Source organism: Actinospica acidithermotolerans (assembly GCF_018139625.1).
GTDB classification, from domain to species: domain Bacteria; phylum Actinomycetota; class Actinomycetes; order Streptomycetales; family Catenulisporaceae; genus Actinospica; species Actinospica acidithermotolerans.
On the sequence record NZ_JAGSOH010000025.1, the window covers coordinates 22,482 to 43,828 of the forward strand.

Below are 21,347 nucleotides of genomic sequence, written 5' to 3' on the forward strand. Positions count from 1 at the left end.
CGTCTCTCTTCCTTCCCGTAGCGGGCTCAGCAGGTCTGGGCGTCGTCATCCGCCGCGAACAGTTCGAGGAGGTACGGCGCGAGGGCGTCGAGCGTGGGTCTGGCGAAGAAGTCGCGCACGCTCAGCTCGAGTCCGGTCAGCAGGCTGATCCGGTTGACGAGCTGCATGGCGAGCAGCGAGTGGCCGCCCAGCTCGAAGAAGTCCTCGTGCATGCCGACCCGGTCGACCCGCAGCACGTCGGTCCAGATCTCGGCGAGCGCGGTCTCGAACTCGGTGGCGGGCGCATCGTCGACCCGGTCGGGGCCGGCCGGCTCCTCGGGCGCGGGAAGCGCCGCGCGGTCGATCTTGCCGTTCGGGGTGAGCGGCATCTCGTCGAGCAGGACGAAGTGCGCGGGGACCATGTACTCGGGCAGCCGCGTCGCGCACCAGTCCCGCAGCTCGCGGGTCTCCGGCCCGGTGCCGGGCGTGGCGGACGTGAGATAGGCGACCAGCCGCCGGTCGGCCGCGTCCTGCGCGCTCTCGCGCACCTGCAGGTGCACGGCCGAGACCTGCTCGTGCGCCGCGAGCACGGACTCGATCTCGCCCAGCTCGATCCGGAATCCGCGGATCTTGACCTGGTCGTCGATCCGCCCGAGGAACTCCAGGTTCCCGTCCGGCAGCCAGCGCACCAGGTCGCCGGTGCGGTAGAGCCGGGCGCCGGGCCGCGCGGACCGGAAGGGGTGCGCGACGAACTTCTGCTCGGTCAGCTCGGGCCGGTCGAGGTAGCCTCGGGCCAGGCCCACTCCGCCGATCCACAGCTCCCCGGCGGCCCCGTCGGGCGCCAGCCCGCCGAACTCGTCCACGACGTAGACCTCGGTGTTCGCGAGCGGCCGGCCGATCGGAACGGTCTGCTGCTCGGCCGTGAGCACGAACGAGGTCGCGGTGATCGTGGTCTCGGTGGGTCCGTAGGTGTTGTGCAGCGGCACCCGGCTGTGCTTGAACCAGCGGGCCGCGAGGGCGGCTGGGACCGCCTCGCCGCCGAGGATCATCAGGCGGAACCCGTCGTGCAGCCGCTCGCCGGACTCGAGGCGCGGGACGAGCTGCTGCCACAGCGACGGGGTGAGCTCGGCGACGGTGACGCCGCTGCGGTTGACCTCCCGGACGATCTCGGCGGGCGTCCACTTCTCCTCGTCGCGCAGCACCAGCCGGCCGCCGCTCATCAGGGTGGGGAAGATCTGCTCGGCCGCCGCGTCGAAGCAGACCGAGGCATATTGCAGGGTCCTGTCTCGCTCGGTGAGCCCGTACTGCCGCCTCATCTCCTGGAGCCGGTTGCTCATCGCGCGCCGTTCGATCAGCACGCCCTTCGGTGTGCCGGTCGATCCCGAGGTGTAGATGACGTAGGCCAGGTCGTCCGGTCCCGCCTGCGGCTCGAGGTCCGAGTCGTCGAGTGCGGCCAGCTTCGCGCGCTCGGCGTCGAGCAGAATCCGGCGATCCGCGTCGACGCCGTCCAGCCGGCCGGCCAGCGAAGCCGTGGTGACGAGGAGATCCGCCTGGGAATCGGCCAGCATGAACGCCAGGCGCTGCGCCGGATAGTCCGGGTCGAGCGGGACGTACGCCGCGCCCGACTTCAGTACCGCGATCAGCGTGCTGATGAGCTCTGGGCCGCGTTCGAGGCAGACGGCCACCAGCTTTCCGGCCCCTGCTCCGCGCGCGACGAGCTGACGTGCGAGCCGGTTGGCGGCGGCGTTGACCTCGCCGTAGCTGACTGTGGCATCGCCGCAGACGAGGGCCACGGCCTGCGGCGTGCTCGCCGCCCGGCGCTCGAAGACCTGGTGTACGCCGAGGTCGTCCGGGTACAGGATCGGCTTGCCATGGCGACCGTGCAGCAGCAGGTCGCGCTCGTCGGCGCCGAGAAGGTCGAGCTGTCCGATTGCACGCTCGGGGTCGTCGGCGACGGCTTCCAGCAGGAGCACGAGGCGGTCGGCGATCTCGGAGACCGTGGAGGCGTCGAACAGATCGGAGGCGTACTGGATGTCGGCGCTGATTCCGGCCGGGGCGCCGTCCGCGGTGCGCCGCTCGACCAGGCCGAAGTCGAGGTCGAACTTGACCTGTCCCTTGTGGATCGGACGCGGCTCCGCTCGCAGGCCCGCGAGTTCGAGGCCGTCGCCGTCGCTCTGCTCGACGGTGACGAGGACTTGGAACAGGGGGTGGCGGGTGGCCGAGCGGGCCGGGTTGAGCTCTTCGACCAGGCGCTCGAACGGCACGTCCTGATGCGCGTACGCATCCAGATCCACCGCACGCACCCGCTCCAGAAGCTCACGGAACGACGGGTCACCCGAGGTATCGGTCCGCAACACCAACGTATTGACGAAGAACCCGACCAGATCCTCCAACGCCGCCTCGTTACGCCCGGCGATCACCGCACCCACCGGCACATCAGTCCCCGCACCCAGCCGCGTCAACAACGCCGCCACCGCCGCATGCACCACCATGAACATCGTCACCCGGCACGAACGCGCCAAAGCCCGCAACCGCCCGTGCAGATCCGCCGACAACTCGAACTCGAACACCCCGCCCCGCACACCCCCGGCAGCCGTCCGCGGCCGGTCCACCGGCAACCGCAACTCCACCGGAACACCCTCAAGACGCTCCCGCCAAAAACCCAACTGACGAGCGATCAAACTCCCCGGATCACCCTCATCCCCCAACAACTCCCGCTGCCACACCGCATAATCCACATACTGCACCGGCAACGCATCCCACACCGGCACCGACCCCGAAACCCGCGCCGCATAAGCCGCCGCCAAATCACGCGACAACGGCCCCACCGACCAGCCATCACTCGCAATATGATGCATCAACAACAACAGAACATGCTCATCCACACCCGTCCGGAACAACGAAACCCGAACCGGAATCTCCACCGACAAATCAAACGGCCGCACCACCGCCCCAGCCAACAACCCATCCAACTCACCCGCAGCCACATCGAAAACCTCGAAGACCACCCCCGCCTCACCCACCGAAAGCACCCGCTGCCACGGCTCCCCCTCCACCGAAGGAAACACCGTACGCAAACTCTCATGACGCCCCACCACATCACGAACCGCACACTCCAACGCCCCCACATCCAACACACCCGACAAACACACCACCCGCGGCACGTTGTACGAAACACCACCGTCCTGCATCTGGGTCAGGAACCAGAGGCGGCGTTGGGCGGAAGAGAGCGGGGGCTGCTCCGCGCGCGGTCGGCGCACGAGCGCCGCCCGGGGCTCGTCGCCGGCGCGAAGCCGCTGCGCGAGAGCCGCGACCGTGGGGGCGCTGAACAGCTCCCTGATCCCGATCTCGGCGGACAGGGCCGCGCGGATCCGGGCCAGCAGGCGGGTGGCCAGCAGCGAATGGCCGCCGAGGGCGAAGAAGTTGTCGTGCACGCCCACGGATGGAACGTCCAGGACCTCCGCGAACAGCGCGCAGAGGATCTCCTCCTGCGGGGTGCGCGGATCACCGCCGGGGGCGGCCTGCTCTCGTTGCGTCGCGTCCGGCGCGCGCAGGATGAACCGCGAGGGTATGTACTCCGCGGCAGGAAGCCTCCGCTCGCACCAGGCGCGCAGCGCGTCCTTGTCGAGCTCTGCTCCGATGGACGGTGTGAGGTAAGCGGCCAGCACCGGCGCGGCGTCGTCCGACGCGGCCGGCGCCGCCAGCACTATCGCGCACTCGACGCCCGGGTGGGAACCGAGCGCCGCCTCGATCCCGGCAAGATCAACCTGCTCGCCGCCGAGGGCGGCCCGCTGCGGAAGCTCGGCGATCGTGAGCTCCGGGTCTGCGGCCACGGCCTCGAGCAGCGCGCCGAGACGGTCCGCGATCGCCGCGACGGTCTCCGCGTCAAAGAGGTCTCGCGAGTACGTGACGACGCCCTTGAGACCCGCCGGTTCCTGGCCGGCTCCGTGCGTCTCGCTCAGCGTGAGGGCGAGATCGAACTTGGCGACCTCGAGATCGCGGTTCGTCCAGGTCGTCTCGATCCCGGGCAGGGCGGCGGGCGTCTCCTGCTGGTTCACCGTGACGAGGACCTGGAACAGGGGGTGGCGGGTGGCCGAGCGGGCCGGGTTGAGCTCCTCGACCAGGCGCTCGAACGGCACGTCCTGATGCGCGTACGCATCCAGATCCACCGCACGCACCCGCTCCAGAAGCTCACGGAACGACGGGTCACCCGAGGTATCGGTCCGCAACACCAGCGTATTGACGAAGAACCCGACCAGATCCTCCAACGCCGCCTCGTTACGCCCGGCGATCACCGCACCCACCGGCACATCAGTCCCCGCACCCAGCCGCGTCAACAACGCCACCACCGCCGCATGCACCACCATGAACATCGTCACCCGGCACGAACGCGCCAAAGCCCGCAACCGCCCGTGCAGATCCGCCGACAACTCGAACTCGAACACCCCGCCCCGCACACCCCCGGCAGCCGTCCGCGGCCGGTCCACCGGCAACCGCAACTCCACCGGAACACCCTCAAGACGCTCCCGCCAAAAACCCAACTGACGAGCGATCAAACTCCCCGGATCACCCTCATCCCCCAACAACTCCCGCTGCCACACCGCATAATCCACATACTGCACCGGCAACGCATCCCACACCGGCACCGACCCCGAAACCCGCGCCGCATAAGCCGCCGCCAAATCACGCGACAACGGCCCCACCGACCAGCCATCACTCGCAATATGATGCATCAACAACAACAGAACATGCTCATCCACACCCGTCCGGAACAACGAAACCCGAACCGGAATCTCCACCGACAAATCAAACGGCCGCACCACCGCCCCAGCCAACAACCCATCCAACTCACCCGCAGCCACATCGAAAACCTCGAAGACCACCCCCGCCTCACCCACCGAAAGCACCCGCTGCCACGGCTCCCCCTCCACCGAAGGAAACACCGTACGCAAACTCTCATGACGCCCCACCACATCACGAACCGCACACTCCAACGCCCCCACATCCAACACACCCGACAAACACACCACCCGCGGCACGTTGTACGAAACACCACCGTCCTCCAACTGAGCCGAGAACCACAGACGACGCTGGGCGAAAGACAGGGGGTGCATCAGCTCTCTCCTACGAATCGGCGTATCTCCGTGATGAGTCCGACCAGCGCCTCGCGCTCCGCCTCGGTGGTCTCCGGATGCCAGAGGTCGACGAGGAGGCAGGTGCGCGGCGCAGTGCCGGCGTTCCACGCCTCGTGTTCGAAGGAGTAGTCGAACAGCAGGCACCGCCCCTCTTCCCATCGCCTTGCCTCGCCGGCGACGCTGATGCCGCAGCCCTCGGGTACGTCGATCGCGAAGTGGAGGTTGATGCTGAAGTTCCACAGGTCGCAGTGCGGCTTGATGCGCGCGCCCGGCAGGAGCACCGAGAAGTGGCTCTCCAGCAGCGGGCAGATGGCCCCGGTCTGCACGACGTGATCCCGCAGCACCGAGAACGCGGTGCGGGCGGTCTCGGCGGACTCCTCGACCAGGCCGGCGTTCCGGTACAGGTAGAGGGCCTGCCAGTCGCGCTGGGTCGAGAGGTAGTGCCGGTAGTCGGAGAACGCGTCCCGGTCCACGGCCCAGGCGGACCGCAGTTCGCTCTTGATGGCCCCGTACTCGGCCTCGAAGGCCTTGGCGATCGAGCCGATCTCGGCGTACTCATACGGGTCGTGCCACGGCTTGCGGGAGATGCCGGGGAGAATCCACTTGGCGCCCTTCTGGGCGGGGTGGCGGTCTGACCGGCCGGCGGCGGTCATCTCCTCCACGCGACGGATCGAGTCGGCGCCGTGCTTCTGCTTGACGCGGGCGAACAGCGCGTCGATCTCGGGGGTCATCGCGTCTCCAGAAGTTCCGCCGGGCGCAGCGCTGCGATGCGCTTCGGCAGTTCGGCCCAGATCTCGGGTGTGTAGAAGTGGCCGCCGGGCAGCCGGTCGTGCCGGAATCCGCCGCCGGCGAGCCTCTGCCACTGCTGCGCCGTGTCCGGCTCGATCACCTCGTCGTCGGCGCCCGTCAGCACCTGGAGCGGCACGTTCACGACGGCGCCGTCCCGGTAGCGGAAGGTGTCCCGGACGGTGATGTCGGCGCGCATGAGCTCGATGGCCATGTCCTGCAGGTCGGGTTCTGCCAGCACGTGCGCGGGCAGCAGACCGAAGGTGCGCATCCAGTGCATGAGCTGCTCGTCGGTGTCCCGCCGCGAAGGGAACATGTCCTGCGGCGTCAGACCGCGGCTCGGCGCGTTGGCGGAGGAGATGACGAGCGCTTCAGGGGCGGGGCCGCCCGCTTCCTCGATGCGGACCGCGACGTCGAAGGCCGTCCAGCCGCCCATGCTGTGGCCGAAGAGCACGTACGGCCGGTCGGCCGCGGAGCGGACCGCCGCGAGCGCGTCCTCGACGAGCTCGTCCCAGTCCCGGGCGCAGTCCTCGAGGAAGCGTCCGTCCCGGCCCGGGTAGCAGATCGCGGCCAGCTCGGTGCCGGGCGGCATGATCTGCGCCCAGGGCAGGTAGGAGCCGGGTCCGCCGCCGCAGAAACCGAGGCAGACGAGGGTGCGGGTGGCGTTCTCGACGCGCTTGGGCCGCACCACGACCGTGTCCTTGACCATCGTCGTCATGCCGTCGCCGCCTCGACCGGGGCGGCGCCGGCCTGCCCGAGCTCCTCGACGTAGCCGGCCAGGTCGCCGAGCCGGGGATACCGGTAGACGTCCTTGACCGCGATGCTCACGCCGAGCTGCCGTTTGAGCCGTCCCACGGCCCGCAGGGCGAGCAGCGAGTGTCCGCCGAGGGCGAAGAAGTCGTCGTCCACACTCAGCGAGGGACGGCCCAGGACCTCGGACCACACCTCGGCGAGCAGCCTCTCCGACGCGCTCTCCGGCAGGGTCCCGGCCTGCGTGTCCGGGCCCTGCGAAGGCCGCGCCGCCGCGATCAGGGCGGCGACGTCGAGCTTGCCGTTGACGGTGAGCGGCAGCTGCTCGATCACGGCGAAGTCGGTCGGCACCATGAAGTCGGGCAGCGACGCGGCCGCGTGCTCGCGCAGGGCCTCGGCGGTCGGCGCCATGCCTTCGGCGGGCACGCAGTACGCCGCCAGCCGTTCACCGGAGACCTCTTCGCTGCGGATCAGCGCGACGGCGCCGAGCACCTCGGGGTGGCCGGTGAGCACGCCCTCGATCTCGCCGAGCTCGATCCGGTAACCGCGGAACTTGACCTGCCGGTCGCTGCGGCCGAGGAACTCGAGTGTGCCGTCAGCGGCGGCGCGCACCACGTCTCCGGTGCGGTACAGGCGTGAGCCGGGTTCACCGAAGGGGTTGGCGACGAAGCGGCCGGCGGTCAGGCCCGGCCGGTTCAGGTAGCCCAGCGCCACTCGGGAGCCGCCGATGTAGAGCTCCCCCGCAGTGCCCGCCGGGACGGCGCACAGGGTTTCGTCGAGCACGAACACGTCGCCCCGCGGCAGCGCGCCGCCGATCGTCGGCGAGCCTCCCGCGATCCACGCGGCGGTGCTGTCCACGGTGCATTCGGTGGGCCCGTACAGGTTCAGGCCCTCCACCGCGTCGCGCGCGGCGGTGATCTCCTGCCAGGTGTGCTCGGACACCGGCTCACCGCCCATGAACAGCCGCAGCGGCGCGCCCTCGGGGCGCCGCGAGAGCAGCGTCGAACGCAGCAGCTGCCAGTGCGAGGGTGTGAGGTCGAGGTCCGTCACGGACCACCGGTCGATCAGGGCCTTGAGGCGCTCGGGATCCTTGCGGTCCTCCTCGTCCAGAACGACGATGGTGTCCCCGCGGCATACCCTGGCCCACTGCTGGACGGAAGCGTCGAAGGCGGCGCTGGCGTTCCACGCGACGACCCGCGGCTCTCGCTCGTACGCGCCGAACTCCTCAAGGGCGCTGAGCAGAGAGGCGACGCCGCCCCGGGTCACCGCGACCGCCTTCGGCCGCCCGGTCGATCCCGAGGTGAACATGACGTACGCAAGGTCGAGGGGCGAGAGCGAGTCGCCGGGCAGGCCGACGCGCTCGTGCGCGGCGGGTGTCTTGTCCGCGTCGAGGCACTCGACGTCGGCCGGCCGGAAGCCGGAGCCCTCCGTCGCTATCAGGGCCCGGATACCGGCGTCCTCGGCCATGAACTCGAGCCGCTCGCGGGGATGGCTTGGGTCGAGCGGCACGTAAGCCGCGCCGGCCCGCCAGACGGCCAGCAGCGCCACGACGAGCCGCGCGCCGCGCGCCAGGCTGACACCCACCCGCTCGCCCCGGCCGATGCCCCGCGCGACCAGCGCCGCGGCCAGTCCGGCGGAGGCGGCGTCGAGGTCGGCGAACGTCAGGGCCCGGTCACCTCCGCGCACCGCGACGCGGTCCGGGTCTGCGTGGACCGCGGCGGCGAAGCGCCGCAGCACGTCGGTTGGTTTCCGATCGGAATCGGGCATGAGCCGGCACTCCTTGAAGGTGTGAATCGTTGTGTGTGCCTGAAGCCCCGTGACCGCGCCGGATCAGCGGGCGAACACGGCCGCCGGCTCGACGGTCGGCTTGCACTGCGCCAGCTCGACCGGCTCGCCCATCGCGACCACGATCCGGCGCGCGCCGCGGAACGGGTCGCGGCCGTGGGCGGTCATCACGTTGTCGACGACGAGCAGATCGCCCGGCCGCCAGGCCTCGCGGACGGTGGCCGCGTCGTAGGCCGCACGGATCGCGGCCAGATCCTCGCGGGTCAGCGCCTCGCCGTCGCCCGCGGCGGTGTTGAACGGGAAGCCGTCCGGGCCGAACTCGTCGATCAGCGTCTCGCGCAGCTCGTCGTCCAGCGCCCACTCGTTCCAGAAGGCGAGGTGGTTGAACCAGACCTCCTCGCCGGTGGACGGATGGCTGACGATGCCGGGCCGCAGCTGGCTGGTGCGCAGGTTGCCGTCCGCGAGCCACGTGTAGGCGATCAGGTTCTCCGCGCAGTAGCTCTCGACCCAGTGGCGCATCTGGTTGTCCCGGCCGTCCGGGCCCCGCTCCGCGCTCCGCGGGTCCTCGCCCACGCCCGCGCCCGCGGCCGGGGCCGGGTCAGGGGCCGGGGCCGACGGATCGGCGGAGGCGAACGCGGTCCACCAGTCGGTGGAGATGTAGTCGGAGAAGTTCCGGGTCAGCAGCCAGCCGGCCGCGCGGATCTTGTCCACCAGCCGCGGCGGAAGCGCGGCGAGCACCTTACGGCAGTCGGCGACCGGCGTGGCCCCGCCCTCCTCGGGCGCGACGAGGCAGCCGAACAGCAGCAGGCCGGGAAAGGTCAGTGTGTAGCTGTTCTCGTTGTGCAGCATGATGGGATGCGACGCCGGCATGTCGGTCGAGGAGAAGACCCCGTTGCCGAGGTCACTGCGCGGGGTGGCCTTTTCCCGATAGGGCGTCGACTGCGAGATGAGGATGTCGCGCACTACGGCGAAATCCTCGGTCGTGGTAATCGGCAGACCCCGGAGATAGAGCGCGCCGTGCTCGTGCAGAGCATTGCGCAGCGAGGGCAATGCGGCCGACAACCATTGCGCGGCTTCTGCGATCCCGCTCAATCCGATCACCTCGGTCGTGGCCGGCTTGCCGGGAACCAGCTGCCAGTCCAGAACCGCCGTATCAGACGAGCTGTCGGAACACGCCATGAGCTCACTCCTGCGATCCGGTGCGAATACGCCGTTTACTGGAAACGACGATAGGCACCGGCCATTCTTCGCACGTCTGTAGCGCGTCTCCGCACCGTCGCCGGGCCGTCTCGCGATTTCAACACCGCTTGAGCACGGTGACCGTATCCACCCACCAGCCCGCGCGCTGGAGATTGTCGAGCAGTGCCTGCGGACGAACACCGCGGAGCGCGGCGACGGTCGCGGCCAGCGAACGCACGCCTTCTTGAGCGACCAGATGCTCGATCCGGGCGGTGAGCAGACGTGACCAGCCGTGCCCCTTCTGCCGGGCGTCCGGGACCAGGACGTCGACGATCATCGCCTCGCTTTCGGCGCCACGCTCCGCGGGCGTCATCGACACCAGGGCGTGCGCCACGAGTTCGCGTTCGTACTCGATGACGTAGGACCTCAAGACCTCGCCATCGATGCCGTCCAGCCACGCTTCGGTGTATTCGGCGATTCGGCCGTCCTCGGCCTCGCCGACCGGCTCGGTCGCCAGTCCTTGGCCGATCGAGGCCCGGATGCACCCGAGCGCGAATGCGAACTCTGCTTCGTTGTCTCGGTCGAGCATCCGGAAGACGGCGCCGGGAGGCAGTTCGGCCGGCGAGTGCGTCTGCTGCGTGACGAGTTTGCGTACGACGAGGTTGTGCTCCTCGAACCCCGCCTGCGCGAGAAGCCCGCCGAGTACACCCGCCTGCTCGTGCGCCGAGATGTCGGCTCGCAGCTGGGTGATCTCGTCCGGCAGGTCCGCGCACGCTGCTTCCACCAGCGCGCGCAGGGCTTGCGCGTTCTCGGATTCAGGCGGTGATCCGTGCAACGCGGCTAGCAGACGGCCGCGCTGGTCGGTGATGGGATGGCTGCTGTCCTGCCACAGGATCGCCTCGGTGACGACGCCGTTTCCATCCAGCGCAACCAGGCCGGAGTCGTAGTCGAGCAGATCCTCCTCTGCGGCCAGATCGCGGAGCGCACTGCTGTGCCCTGGACCGACTGTGCGGAAGTGCATGGGATTCCTCCTTCACCGTCGCAAAACACTGCCGGGTGTGTGAACGCGGGAATCCCCACGTTCACACACCCGGCAGTGTCGTGTCAGGCCTTCTTCTTACGGGACGTCGGCCAGGGCAGGATGATGATTTCTCGCATGGTGTGCTCTCCTTAGTGTTAGCTGTTTACAGCGCCGTGCCGGTCAGCGAACTGGCGTAGATGCTGAAGCAGGGGAAGGGGTGGGGTTCCAGGTCGGCCTCGAGCTGCTGGAGAGCGAGAATCTGAGACATCGTCGCTTCACGCCTTTCTTTTTTCGTCGGCGCTCCATACTGGGCCGACGCGGTGCAGAACCGGTTGATTAACGGTTCAGTAAGCGGCTATGGCCAGGTCAGGAGGGGCCGAGTTCGGCGGCGACCTCGCGCAGGCTCTCCCGGTCCGGCCGCCCGATCTTCGCCAGCAGATTCGCCACATGCTTCTCCACGGTGCGCGGCGAGATGGACAGCCGCCGGGCGATGTCCTGGTTGCCGAGTCGCTCGGCGATCAGGCCGAGAACCTCGTATTCGCGCACGGTGACGCTCAGCGCCCGCAGTTGCGCCGGTATCTGCTCGCGCCGGTCGCGGTGCTGGGCGACGCTCGCGCCGGCCTGCCGCAGCAGTGCCCTGCAGGCGCCGGCCACGGGGGCGATCTCGGCGGCGTGGAAGAACTCCTCGGCGGTGCGCAGCCACCCGATCGGATCGCCCCACCCGTCCTCGAGAGCGGCCGGGGCGACCAGGCGCAGACCGAGGTGACGCGGCGTCGGAAAGATCTCGGCGTCCTGCTGGGCCCGGGCGAGCGCCGCCTGCGCCTGCTCCGGCCGGCCCTCGCGGCCCAGCAGCACCGCGTCGGCCAACTGCAGGAACTGGCGGTTCCAGCGCAGCGCGGCCGCCGGGGCGGCGAGCGCCGCCTCGTACTCGGCCCGGCCGGCGCGGCCGGCCAGGATCTCCAGCAGCGGCCGCAGGCCGCAGCGGCCGGTCAGGTAGAACAGGTTCGGGTGCCGGTCCTCCCAGTCCAGGGCCGCGTTCAGCTCCGCGCTCGCCTGGTCGCGGTCCTCCTCCAGCAGCGCGCACATCGCGCGGCACAGGCCGTGCACGTTCGGCATCAGCGGCGAGTTCTCGCCGCCCGCCCGGCGGAAGGTCTGCAGGTCCCGTTCCATCTCCCGCCGGCTGCCCCGGTGCGCCCCGAGGATCGCGGACACCAGCAGCAGATACCGGTGCGCGGAGAGGTTGCGCAGCCGCACCGTCGCTTCGAGGCTGCGGCCGATGATCTCCCGCGCCGCCTCCTGCTCGCCCCGCAGTGCCGCGTTCATCGCCAGCAGGCAGTCAGCGGTCTGCATCGGAATGATGGCGCTCAGTTCGCAGGCCGCGCGCCACGCCTCGTCGAGCCCCGTGGTGCCCCCGGTGCGCATCCACGCGTCCCCGCCGAGGCTCAGCAGGGCCTCCACCCGCCACTTCGGCAGCGCGTGCGCCTCGGCGACCGCCAGCATCCGGTTCAGGCAGTCATCGGCCTCCACGAAGCCCCGGGCCCGGGCGAGCAGCGCTAGCAGCTGCCAGGCCTGGCAGGCGACCTCAGGCAGCGGAACCGCCTCGGCGATCCGGACAGCCGCGCGGGCGAGGCGCTCGGCGTCCTCGGCGCCGCCGCGCTGCCCGGGGAACAGCGCGAGATATCCCTCGGCGATGGCGAGCGCGGCGTTCTGCTCCGGGCGGCCGCCGTCGCCCAGCAGTTCGCGGGCCGCGGCGAGCTGCGTGACGATCTCGGCCGGCCGCTCCGCGTCCACGGCGGTCCAGGCCAGCCGGGTGCGCAGCGCCACCAGCCGATCGGTGCCGAGGGCCGCGGCCGCGGCGGGCGGCAGCGTGTCGAGAAGCGCGAGGGCGCGGTCCAGCTCACCGGCGTCCGCGAGGGCGTGGACGAGCGCCTCGACGACCGCGGGCCGGTCGGTCTCGGCGGCGAGCGCGTGCGCGCGTTCGAGCAGGGCCACGGCCGAGGCGGCGCCCGCGGCGGTGGCGCGGCGTCCGGCCTCGGCGTACAGCAGGGCCGCGCCCGCCGTGTCGTCGGCCGCCAGCAGCAGCGCGGCGACCTGCTGGCACCGCTCGTCGGACAGCTCCGGATCGGCCCGGCGCACCGCGGCCGCGGCACCGCGCGCGACCACGGCGCGCTCGGCCGGCGGGGTCGCGGCGACCAGCGCCTCGGCGGTCAGCGCGTGCCGGAAGACGTACTGGTCGGGATTGGCGCCGTCGGGCCGGATGAAATCGGCCTCGGCGGCGGCCCGCAGGCAGGCGAACAGGCCGCGGTCCTCGTGGCCGGTGGCGAACTGCACGGTGGTCACCGAGAAGCGGGGCCCGAGCAGGGCGGCGACCAGCAGCAGGTCGTGCACCGGCGGGTCGAGCCGGACGAGGCGCTGCCGGTGGCTCTCCAGCACCGAAGCCGGGATCTTCGCGTCCAGATTGTCCGCGATCCGCCACCGGCCGCCGACCTGCTCGAGCGCGCCGGTGCCGACCATGTCGCTGAGCAGTTCCTCGATCAGGTAGGGGTTGCCGTCGACGCCGCCGACGAGCCGGGCCAGGACCGCCTGCGGCACGTCGCCCTTCTTGACGTCCAGACAGGCGGCCGCCATGCCGTGGACCTCCTCCGCGTCGAGCGGCCGCAGCGGCGCGAGTTCGGCCGCGCGGCGGCGCTCGGCGGCACGCGCCAGCTCGAGCGCGGGGCCGGGCCTCGGGCGCAGCGTGCCGACGAGCGCGATCGGCAGGTCCGCGAGATTGTCGACGAGGTAGTCGACCACGGTCAGCGTCTCCGGGTCCGCGTCGTGCAGATCCTCGAGTACCAGGACGCAGCCGGCGTCCCGGCCGAGGACGGCCAGCAGCCGCAGCAGGGCTTCGGCGAGTTCGACGAGCGTTCCGGGGTAGGCCGCGCCGCCGCTCTGCGGGCGCCACTCGGGGACCAGCCGGGCCAGCGTGGGCCGGTACGGCTCGAGTTCGTGGTCGACGAGCGGGCCGTGCACCCGGAAGCGCGAGGCCAGCGCCTCGACGAGCGGTCGCAGGGGGCTGACCGCGCCGGTGGGGCTGCCGCGGCCGCGCAGCAGCGGCACGCCGCCGGCCAGGGCCCGCGCGCCGACCTCGCCGGCCAGGCGCGACTTGCCGATTCCGGCCTCGCCCAGCAGGAACACCGCGCTGCCGCGGGCCGGCAGCGCGTCGAGCGCGCCGGCGAGCAGGCCCAGCTCGGGATCGCGCCCGACGATGATCGGCGATGAGGTGCGCACGCAGGTTCCCCCTCGGCCGTGGCTCACGGTGAATGGACGGTCACGAACCTACCGGCTCGGACGTCCAGTACGGGAGTGGCCTTTCAGCGAACAGTGGGAATTTCGCGCGTGCGCCCCCTGATTCACCGGGCCGGGCCGGCGGATCAGGGGGCGTGCCGAGGCGATGGGTCAGGCGGACTGCAGGCCCGCGGTGACCGTCGTGATGGTGGGGATGACGGTGTCCTCGTTGCGGCCGCGCTCGGGGCCGGCCAGCAGCTCGGCCCGGCGGCCCAGGCGCCGGGGAGCGCTCAGCCGGATCTGCCCCGCCGGGTGGCCGGCCGGGCCGCCGCGACCCGCGCCGGGCGCCTTCCACGCCTTCACCGTCTCGTCGGCGTCAACATCGATGTCTGTCAGGTTCATGTCCGTCTCCTCCTTGATCACCGGGTATACGACGCCTGCGAAGGGCGCCGGATGGGAATCGGCGGCTCCACGAGGAGCGCCGAGGGTATGCGGTCGGGAAAGCCGATGCGCAGCAGGCCGTGGCCGATTCCGGCCAGGCCGGCGAGCAGGCCGGGGGTGGGCATGCCCGCGGGCGTCCCGCAGCGCGGCGGCCGCACGGCCAGGGCCTCGGCCAGCGCCGCCGCCCGCTCGGCGGCCGCGGCGCGCAGTTCGGGGTCGGCGGCGCGGCTGAGCGCATGCACCGCGCCCAGTTCCCCGTGGCACAGGCTGTCGTCGGGCAGCGGGCCGGCCAGCGCGAGAGCCCGCAGCGCGGCCGCCGCCTGCGCGGCGAGCCCCGACCCATCTGCGGCGGCGAGCGCCGACGCGTACCCGGCCAGGCCCTCGCACCACGAGGAGTCCGAGCCGGCGGCGTCCGCGGCGCGCAGCATGGCGGACGCCGCGTTCTGCACGGCCGGATCCCCGGCCGCCGCGGCGAATTTCGACAGTGCCCAGCCGACGCCCGCCGCGCCGCGGATGAAGCCAGGTTCCGCCGGAACCGGTCGGCCGAGCAGGCGCGCGGCGCAGGCCCGCGCCCCGTCCCACGCCGCGGGCGAGCCGGTGCCCTGATGCACGGCCAGCAGCGCCGCGAGCCCTCCCGCGGTCCCGTCGCCGACCCCGACTTCGTCCTCCGCCTCGGCCGCCGCGGCGGTGAGCAGCACCGCGCGCTCGACCCAGCCGCCGATCTCAGCGTCCTGCAACGCGGCGGCCACCTGCGCCAGCGCGTAGGCGATGCCGCCCAGGCCGGCGAAGGCGCCGGAGCCGACGACGGCGAGGTCCTCGGGCTGCCCGGCGAGGGCTTCGAGGACGGAGGGCACCGGGGCCAGCGCCAGCCGGGCGATCCGCGCGTAGCGTTCGGAGCCGGTCAGTGCAGCGAGCTGCGCGAGGAACAGCGCCGGACCGCAGCAGCCGTGCGCCAGGTCCGCGCCCATCGCACGCACGCGCCAGTGCCCGGCGCCGACCGGTTCGAGCCCGACCCAGTTGGTGCGCTCGCCGTCGCTGAATGCACTGGCGATCAGCTGATCGCCGAGGGCCCGGGCGGTGGTGAGCAGGGTCTCCGGGTCGGGCGCCGTGGCCGCGGCGATCGCGGCGGCGGCCCGGACGGCGGGCGCGGCCGCGGGCCGGGTGCCGCAGCGCGCGGCCAGCGACGCGCGGATGACCCACTCCTGATCGTGCCGGTCCGCGACGCCCATCGCCGCGATCTTGTCCTGAACCCGATCGAGGCCCGTTTGCGCCAGTGCACCCGGAATTCGCGTTCCGGCGGCGCCGCACAGATCCACGGCCCCGGGACACGCGGTGAACAGCGGCACGTCCCCGATCCGCAGATCCGCCTGCTCGCAGTCTTCCAGCAGCGCGCCGCGCGGACCGCCGAGCGGATTCTCCCGCAGCGACTCGAGGATTCCGTCCCGGTCCGCGGCCGTCCTGAGCACATCAGGGTGCGTCGACTCCTCGAGCAGCGTCGCGTACACGTGCGTGGCCCGCAGCACGACCCGGACCTCGTCCCGTGCGAAACGGTGCAGCAGGCCGCGCGGCCCGACCAGTTCGTCGCGCCCGGCGACGACGGTGTCGTAGGCGGCGCGGAAGCCGGCGACGAGCGCCTCGGTGAAGTCGGCCGGTTCGGCCGCGCCGTCGCCGGCGGCCAGGTACGGCCGGTTGAGCGAGGGCTCGAACGCGTGCGTCCCGCGAATAAGGCGCATCTCGTCCGTGCCCGCGTCCGCCCAGGACACCGAGTCGACCGGCCAGTGCTGACCCGCGTCGCCGCCGAGGCCGGACAGATCGAGCGCGTTCTCCTCGCCGAGCAGCAGCCGCGGCAGCAGCCCGACGCGGTCCACGGAGGACTCCAGCGCCCGCCAGGCCGGATCCGGAGCGGTCTGCGCGGCGAGGGAGGGCGCGGGCGGGTGGAAGAGCGTCTCGAGGTCCACCAGGACCGGCTCGTCGCCGCAGGCGATCACGTTCTCGAAATGCATATCGGTGCCGTCGAGGGCGTACATCAACGCCAGCAGCGCGCCTTGGCGCTCGTAGAAGCGCTCGAATTCGCTTCTACCTCGGCACGGACGGTGCGGTACGAACTCGGCCCACCCGTACCCGTCTCCTTCGACGACCGCCGCCGCCCGCAGCGCCGGGCCGGCGGTACGCGCGTTGAACCAGGCGAGGAGGTCGTTGAAATGCCCGTGCGCGGCAAGGGAACGCGGCTTGTAGACGAGCCGGGAGCCGTCGGCGAAGCGCAGCAGTGCGACAGACCGGCCGCGCCGGTGCCCGTCCCCGACTGACGTGCGCACCTCGACCAGCGGGCCCGGATCGCGGCCCGAGAACAGCGTGGCGACCAGCGACGGGCGGTCGGCGGACAACCGGTGCAGCACCTCGGCCAGCGCCTCGGCGGCGTGCAGACCGGCCTGGGCCAGAATCCGGCCCAGCACCGCGTACTCGCCGAGCAGCGAAGCCAGTCCGTCGTGCGAGGCCGCGTGCCCGACGAAAGCGCGGAACCGATCGGTCGGGCTGTCCCCCGCCAACCGGCCGGTCACCCGGGCGACGTTTAATTCCAGCACCAGCGTCCGCGCGGCCAGCCGGCCGAGCACCGCCGCGAGCCGCTGCGCGAACTCGTCGAGGATCGCGGTCAGGTCGACCTCGCCGTCCAGCGCGGCCGCGGCGGCTCGAACGCGTTCGGCGGCCAGGTCGGCGAACGGCGCGAGGATCGCCGCGAAGCCGCTCGTGCCGGGAAGTTCGCCCTCGGGCGGCCGGACGGCAACCGGTGCCTTCGCCACGGCGGCCGCGGCGAAGGCGGCCCACTCCGGAGTGCCGGCGGCATCCCGGGCTTCGGCCGGAGACAGGGCGCGCAGCCACCAGGCGTGCGTCTCGGCCCGGTCGGACGGGCCGGCGGAGGTCTCGATCACGACGCGGCACCCGGGCGCCACACGCGCATGCCAGTCATCAGTTCGCCTCCGGTGTGCCGTCCGCGGAGCCCGACGCGGCTCCGTTCGCTGCACCGATACTCCGCCGTGCCGGGGTGCGCGGACAACAGGGCGACCTACGTATGTTCTTAGCGCCGGCTACGCCCATTTTCCAGACTGAGCCGCGGAATCCCGCCTGAGCTGCGGCGTATCCTCAGACCGGCGCCGCGAGCTCGCCCTCGATCTGGCGCGCGAGCAGGCGGACCTCGGTGCGCGGCTCCGGCGTGAGGGGGCGCGTGGTAAGGGCACTGCGATCGATCTTGCCATTCACGGTCAGCGGGAAGGCGGGCAGTACGATCGGGCCGTACGGGACGAGCATCGGCGGGAGCGTCTTGACGGCGTGCAGACGCAGGTCCCGCGCCAGGGTCTCGGTGGCGGCGGCGTCGGCGGCATTCAGAGTGACGAAGGCGAGCAGCTCGGGTTGCGGGCCGATGGCCTTGCTCAGCACCACCACCGCCTGGTCGACGGCGGGGTGCGCGGTGAATACGGACTCGATCTCGCCCGGTTCGACCCGCACCCCAAACACCTTCAGCTGCGAGTCGGCGCGGCCGAGGAACTCGATCCGGCCGCGATCGTCGAGCCGGCCCAGGTCGCCCGTGCGGTACATGCGCGCGCCGCCCGGCTCGAACGGACAGGCCACGAAGCGCTCGGCGGTCAGCCCGCGCCGGTTGAGGTAGTAGTCGGCGAGCTGCACGCCCGCTATGTACAGTTCTCCGGTCTCGCCCTCGGCTACCGGCGTCAGTTCAGCGTCGAGGACGTACATCCGGGTCTCCGCCACGGGCGTTCCGATCGGCACGCGCGCGCCGTCGGCCGGGTCGCAGCGGTGGAAGGTGACGTCGATCGCGGCCTCGGTCGGACCGTAGAGGTTGAACAGCTCGCAGCCCACGGTCTCGAGGAAACGGCCGCTGAGGTCCCTGGGCAGCTCCTCCCCGCTGGTGATCACGAGCCGCAGTGAGGCGCGTGCGGCCTCGGCCGCCGCTGGATCGCCGAGGAACTGACGCAGCATCGACGGCACGAAGTGCATCACCGAGATGCGGTGGGTGCGGATGAGGTCGGCGAGCAGCGCCGGATCGCGGTGGGCGTCGGGATCGGCGACGACGAGCGTGGCGCCGACGATGAGCGGCCAGAAGAACTCCCAGACCGACACGTCGAATCCGGCGGGCGTCTTCTGCAGGACGCGCTCGCCCGGCAGCAGGCGGAACTGCTCCTGCATCCACCGCAGATGCCGGACGATCGCGCGATGCGAGACCGCCACGCCCTTCGGCCGGCCGGTGGAACCCGAGGTGAAGATGACGTACGCCGCGCCGAGAGGCCCGTCTAAGGGCCCTGCTTCGCCGGTCACCGGCGCGGTGCCGGGCGCGGCGAGTTCGTCCTCGACCAGCAGCCGCGGCGCCCCGAAGGAGGTTCCGGCGTGCTCACGCGTCGTCAGGACGCAGGCCGGCTCGGCGTCTTCCAGCATGAAGGCGATGCGGGCGGCCGGATATCCGGGGTCGATCGGGACGAACGCGGCTCCGGCCCGGACGACGGCGAGCAGCGCGATGACGAGCATCTCGCTGCGCGGCAGCATGACCGCCACCCGCGCGCCCGGCCGCACGCCGCGCTCCACGAGCCGCCGGGCGAGCAACCGCACGCGGCCGTCGAGTCCTGCATAGCTGAGACGGGTCTCGCCGAACACGACGGCCGGGTCGTCGGGCCGTTCGCGCACTTGTCTCGCGAATAGCGCGGACAGCGTTTCGTCCCGGCTTTCAGCGTCGGTATCGGAAATCCCTGACATGGCTCTCCTCCGCATATCCGGTACGGGTCGACGCAAGTGTGTCAGACGAATGCGGCCGACGCGATGCCTCGTCACAGCCACGAGACGCCGCGGCGACGCCGCGAAGACGCCCGAGGAATGCATCTCGCCTAACGTCGTCTTCAACACGGCCATCTGTCGAAGGATGAAAAATGCTTACCAATCCGTTCGAGGACGAATCCGCGCACTATCTCGTATTGGTCAACGAGGAGAATCAGCACTCTCTGTGGCCGGCCTCGATCGACGTACCGGACGGCTGGCGTACGGCGTTCGGGGCGGCCGACCGGGCGAGCTGCCTCGAGTACGTGGAGACGAACTGGACGGACATCCGCCCCGCGAGCCTGATCGCGGCCATGGCGGGCGACCGGGGCTGACAAACGCCGGGAACGGGACCGGACGGCTCGAAGTTACCACCGAGCCGTCGCCCCGACTACGTCTCCCCTGTCCACGACCAGGCAGGCGGCGCGCGAGTCTTGCGCGCCCGATCGACGAACTGCGATGGCTCGAACTTCAGGTGAATGCCGCGATGTGGTCGGCGATGAAGGTGCGCAGCGGGCGCGGCGGCGTGCCGGTGATGGCTGCGACCTCGTCGGAGAGCCACGCCGCGTCGCCCTCGGCGATCAGCCCGAAAGCCTGGGCGTTGGAGGTCGCGACCGGTTCGGGAACGCCCGCCCGGATCATCGCCGCCAGGTGCTCGGCGGGCGTGGTTCGGCGGTAGCCGACCGAGTGTCCGAGCGCGTCCGAAAGCTCCTTGGCGACGTCGTCGTAGGTGATCAGCTCTGGCCCTGTTAGCCAGTACGCTCGGCCGGCGTGCGCCTCGGGCGAGGTGGCCACCGTCGCGGCGGTGGCGGCGACGTCACGAGCGTCGATCATGCCGACCTGGCCGTCGCCGGCGGACATCACGAACCCGCCCGTTTGTTTGATCGTCGGGGCCAGGGCGAGGAGGTTTTGCATGTAGGCGTTCGCGCGCAGCAGCGTATAGGAAATCCCTGAGGTTTCCAGGTACGCCTCGATCTGCGCCTGGCCGCGGCGGCGATCAACAGGAGAATCGGCCGACGCCTTGCTGGTGACTTTGACGATGTGCCGTACGCCTCGCCGTGCGGCGCTGGCGATGACCGCAATCTCCTGCGCGGGTACGGCGGGGCTGACCAGGATGACGGTCTCGATCCCGCGCATGGCCGCATCCAGCGTGTCCGGGACCTCGAAGTCCCCGGTGACGATCTCGATGTCGGCGCGGGGCGCGCGGGACGGATCGCGGACCAGCGCCCTGGTGGGCTGGTGCTGCGCGCCGAGCAACCGGGCGGCTTCGGAGCCGACCTTCCCGGACGCGCCGGTGACCAGAATCACGATGTTCTCCTTCGTCGGTAGTGCCGTATTCGGCCGCCGGGCGGCGCACGTCCTCAGGTGAGGCCAGGCCGACGCGGAGGAAGCGCCCCGCAGTCCGCAGTCCGCAGTCCGCAGTCCGCAGTCCGCAGTCCGCACTCCGCAGTCGGCCGCGACCGCTCGCCACGCACGGATTGGATTGTGCTATCCAATCTACGGCCGCTAAGATTGGATCGTCAAATCCACTTCTGGGGGTGAACCGATGTCGACGCAGACGGCGCGGAAGGACGCGCCGAGCACCAGCAAGGGCCGCGCGACCCGCGACCGGATCGTCGCCGCAGCCGCGGATCTGATGTACCGGCACGGAGCGGCCGGCACGAGCACCCCGGCACTGCGCGACGCCGCCGGGGTCAGCTCGTCGCAGATCTACCACTACTTCGCCGACAAGGACGACCTGACCCGGGCCGTCATCGCCTTCCAGACCCAAGCGATCCTCGCGAACCAGACCCCGCTGCTCGCCAAGCTCGACAGCCTCAACGCCCTGAACGCATGGCGCGACGTCGTCATCGACGCCGCCCGGGAGCATGGCGGCACCGGCGGCTGCCCACTCGGCAGCCTGTCCAGCGAACTGTCCGACCACAACCCGCAGGCCCGCACTGCCCTGGCCGCGAGTTTCACCGCGTGGGCCGCGGCGATCCGCGAAGGCCTGCTCGGCATGGTCGGCAACGGCACCCTGCGACCGGAAACCGACACCGACCGGCTCGCCCTAGCGCTCCTGGCCGCCGTCCAGGGCGGACTCCTGCTCGCCCAGGCTCAGCACACCACCGGCGCCCTGGAAGCCGCCCTCGACACCGTGATCGCCCACATCCACGACCAGGCGACGCCGCGATAGAACGGCTCCCCCG

The 21,347-nt window shown here is 71.3% G+C and carries 13 protein-coding genes; 2 read left to right on the forward strand and 11 right to left on the reverse strand.

Annotated features, from left to right (window positions below; translation table 11 throughout):
• Positions 1–26: 26 nt before the first annotated feature.
• From KDK95_RS11480 to KDK95_RS11525, 10 genes are all read right to left on the reverse strand, one after another.
• A complete protein-coding gene (locus KDK95_RS11480) occupies positions 27–5,093 on the reverse strand; it encodes a non-ribosomal peptide synthetase (RefSeq protein WP_212518077.1) in 5,067 nt (1,688 codons plus the stop codon).
• A complete protein-coding gene (locus KDK95_RS11485) occupies positions 5,093–5,845 on the reverse strand; it encodes an aspartyl/asparaginyl beta-hydroxylase domain-containing protein (protein ID WP_212518078.1) in 753 nt (250 codons plus the stop codon). The genes KDK95_RS11480 and KDK95_RS11485 overlap by 1 nt, the downstream gene beginning before the upstream one ends.
• The gene (locus tag KDK95_RS11490; RefSeq protein ID WP_212518079.1) at positions 5,842–6,618 is read right to left on the reverse strand and encodes a thioesterase II family protein; all 777 of its coding nucleotides are present in this window, start codon (positions 6,616–6,618) and stop codon (positions 5,842–5,844) included. The genes KDK95_RS11485 and KDK95_RS11490 overlap by 4 nt, the downstream gene beginning before the upstream one ends.
• On the reverse strand, positions 6,615–8,417 hold the full coding sequence (locus tag KDK95_RS11495) for a non-ribosomal peptide synthetase (RefSeq protein ID WP_212518080.1): 1,803 nt from the start codon (positions 8,415–8,417) through the stop codon (positions 6,615–6,617). The genes KDK95_RS11490 and KDK95_RS11495 overlap by 4 nt, the downstream gene beginning before the upstream one ends.
• Positions 8,418–8,480: 63 nt before the next feature.
• Positions 8,481–9,614, reverse strand: a complete 1,134-nt coding sequence (locus tag KDK95_RS11500) for a TauD/TfdA family dioxygenase (protein WP_212518081.1) — start codon at positions 9,612–9,614, stop codon at positions 8,481–8,483.
• Positions 9,615–9,732: 118 nt separating this feature from the next.
• Positions 9,733–10,635 carry a GNAT family N-acetyltransferase gene (locus tag KDK95_RS11505; protein WP_212518082.1) on the reverse strand — a complete coding sequence of 301 codons (903 nt, stop codon included), beginning with the start codon at positions 10,633–10,635 and terminating at the stop codon, positions 9,733–9,735.
• A 366-nt stretch (positions 10,636–11,001) separates the two neighbouring features.
• Complete coding sequence (locus KDK95_RS37390; RefSeq protein ID WP_212518083.1) at positions 11,002–13,905, reverse strand: ATP-binding protein; 2,904 nt, start codon at positions 13,903–13,905, stop codon at positions 11,002–11,004.
• Between the two features lie 168 nt (positions 13,906–14,073).
• The gene (locus KDK95_RS11515; protein ID WP_212518084.1) at positions 14,074–14,304 is read right to left on the reverse strand and encodes a hypothetical protein; all 231 of its coding nucleotides are present in this window, start codon (positions 14,302–14,304) and stop codon (positions 14,074–14,076) included.
• 17 nt (positions 14,305–14,321) lie between these two features.
• Complete coding sequence (locus KDK95_RS11520; protein ID WP_212518085.1) at positions 14,322–17,270, reverse strand: type 2 lanthipeptide synthetase LanM family protein; 2,949 nt, start codon at positions 17,268–17,270, stop codon at positions 14,322–14,324.
• A gap of 211 nt (positions 17,271–17,481) precedes the next feature.
• Positions 17,482–19,032: an amino acid adenylation domain-containing protein gene (locus KDK95_RS11525; RefSeq protein ID WP_212518086.1), complete on the reverse strand. Its 1,551-nt coding sequence runs from the start codon at positions 19,030–19,032 to the stop codon at positions 17,482–17,484.
• 239 nt (positions 19,033–19,271) lie between these two features.
• On the opposite strand from KDK95_RS11525, the gene KDK95_RS11530 reads away from it, so the two are divergent.
• On the forward strand, positions 19,272–19,493 hold the full coding sequence (locus tag KDK95_RS11530; protein WP_212518087.1) for an MbtH family protein: 222 nt from the start codon (positions 19,272–19,274) through the stop codon (positions 19,491–19,493).
• Between the two features lie 136 nt (positions 19,494–19,629).
• Here KDK95_RS11530 and KDK95_RS11535 read toward each other — a convergent pair whose 3' ends face one another.
• Positions 19,630–20,466: an NmrA family NAD(P)-binding protein gene (locus KDK95_RS11535; RefSeq protein WP_212518088.1), complete on the reverse strand. Its 837-nt coding sequence runs from the start codon at positions 20,464–20,466 to the stop codon at positions 19,630–19,632.
• Between the two features lie 238 nt (positions 20,467–20,704).
• Between KDK95_RS11535 and KDK95_RS11540 the strand changes: the two genes are divergently transcribed.
• Positions 20,705–21,334, forward strand: a complete 630-nt coding sequence (locus KDK95_RS11540; protein ID WP_212518089.1) for a TetR/AcrR family transcriptional regulator — start codon at positions 20,705–20,707, stop codon at positions 21,332–21,334.
• The last annotated feature ends 13 nt before the right edge of the window (positions 21,335–21,347 follow it).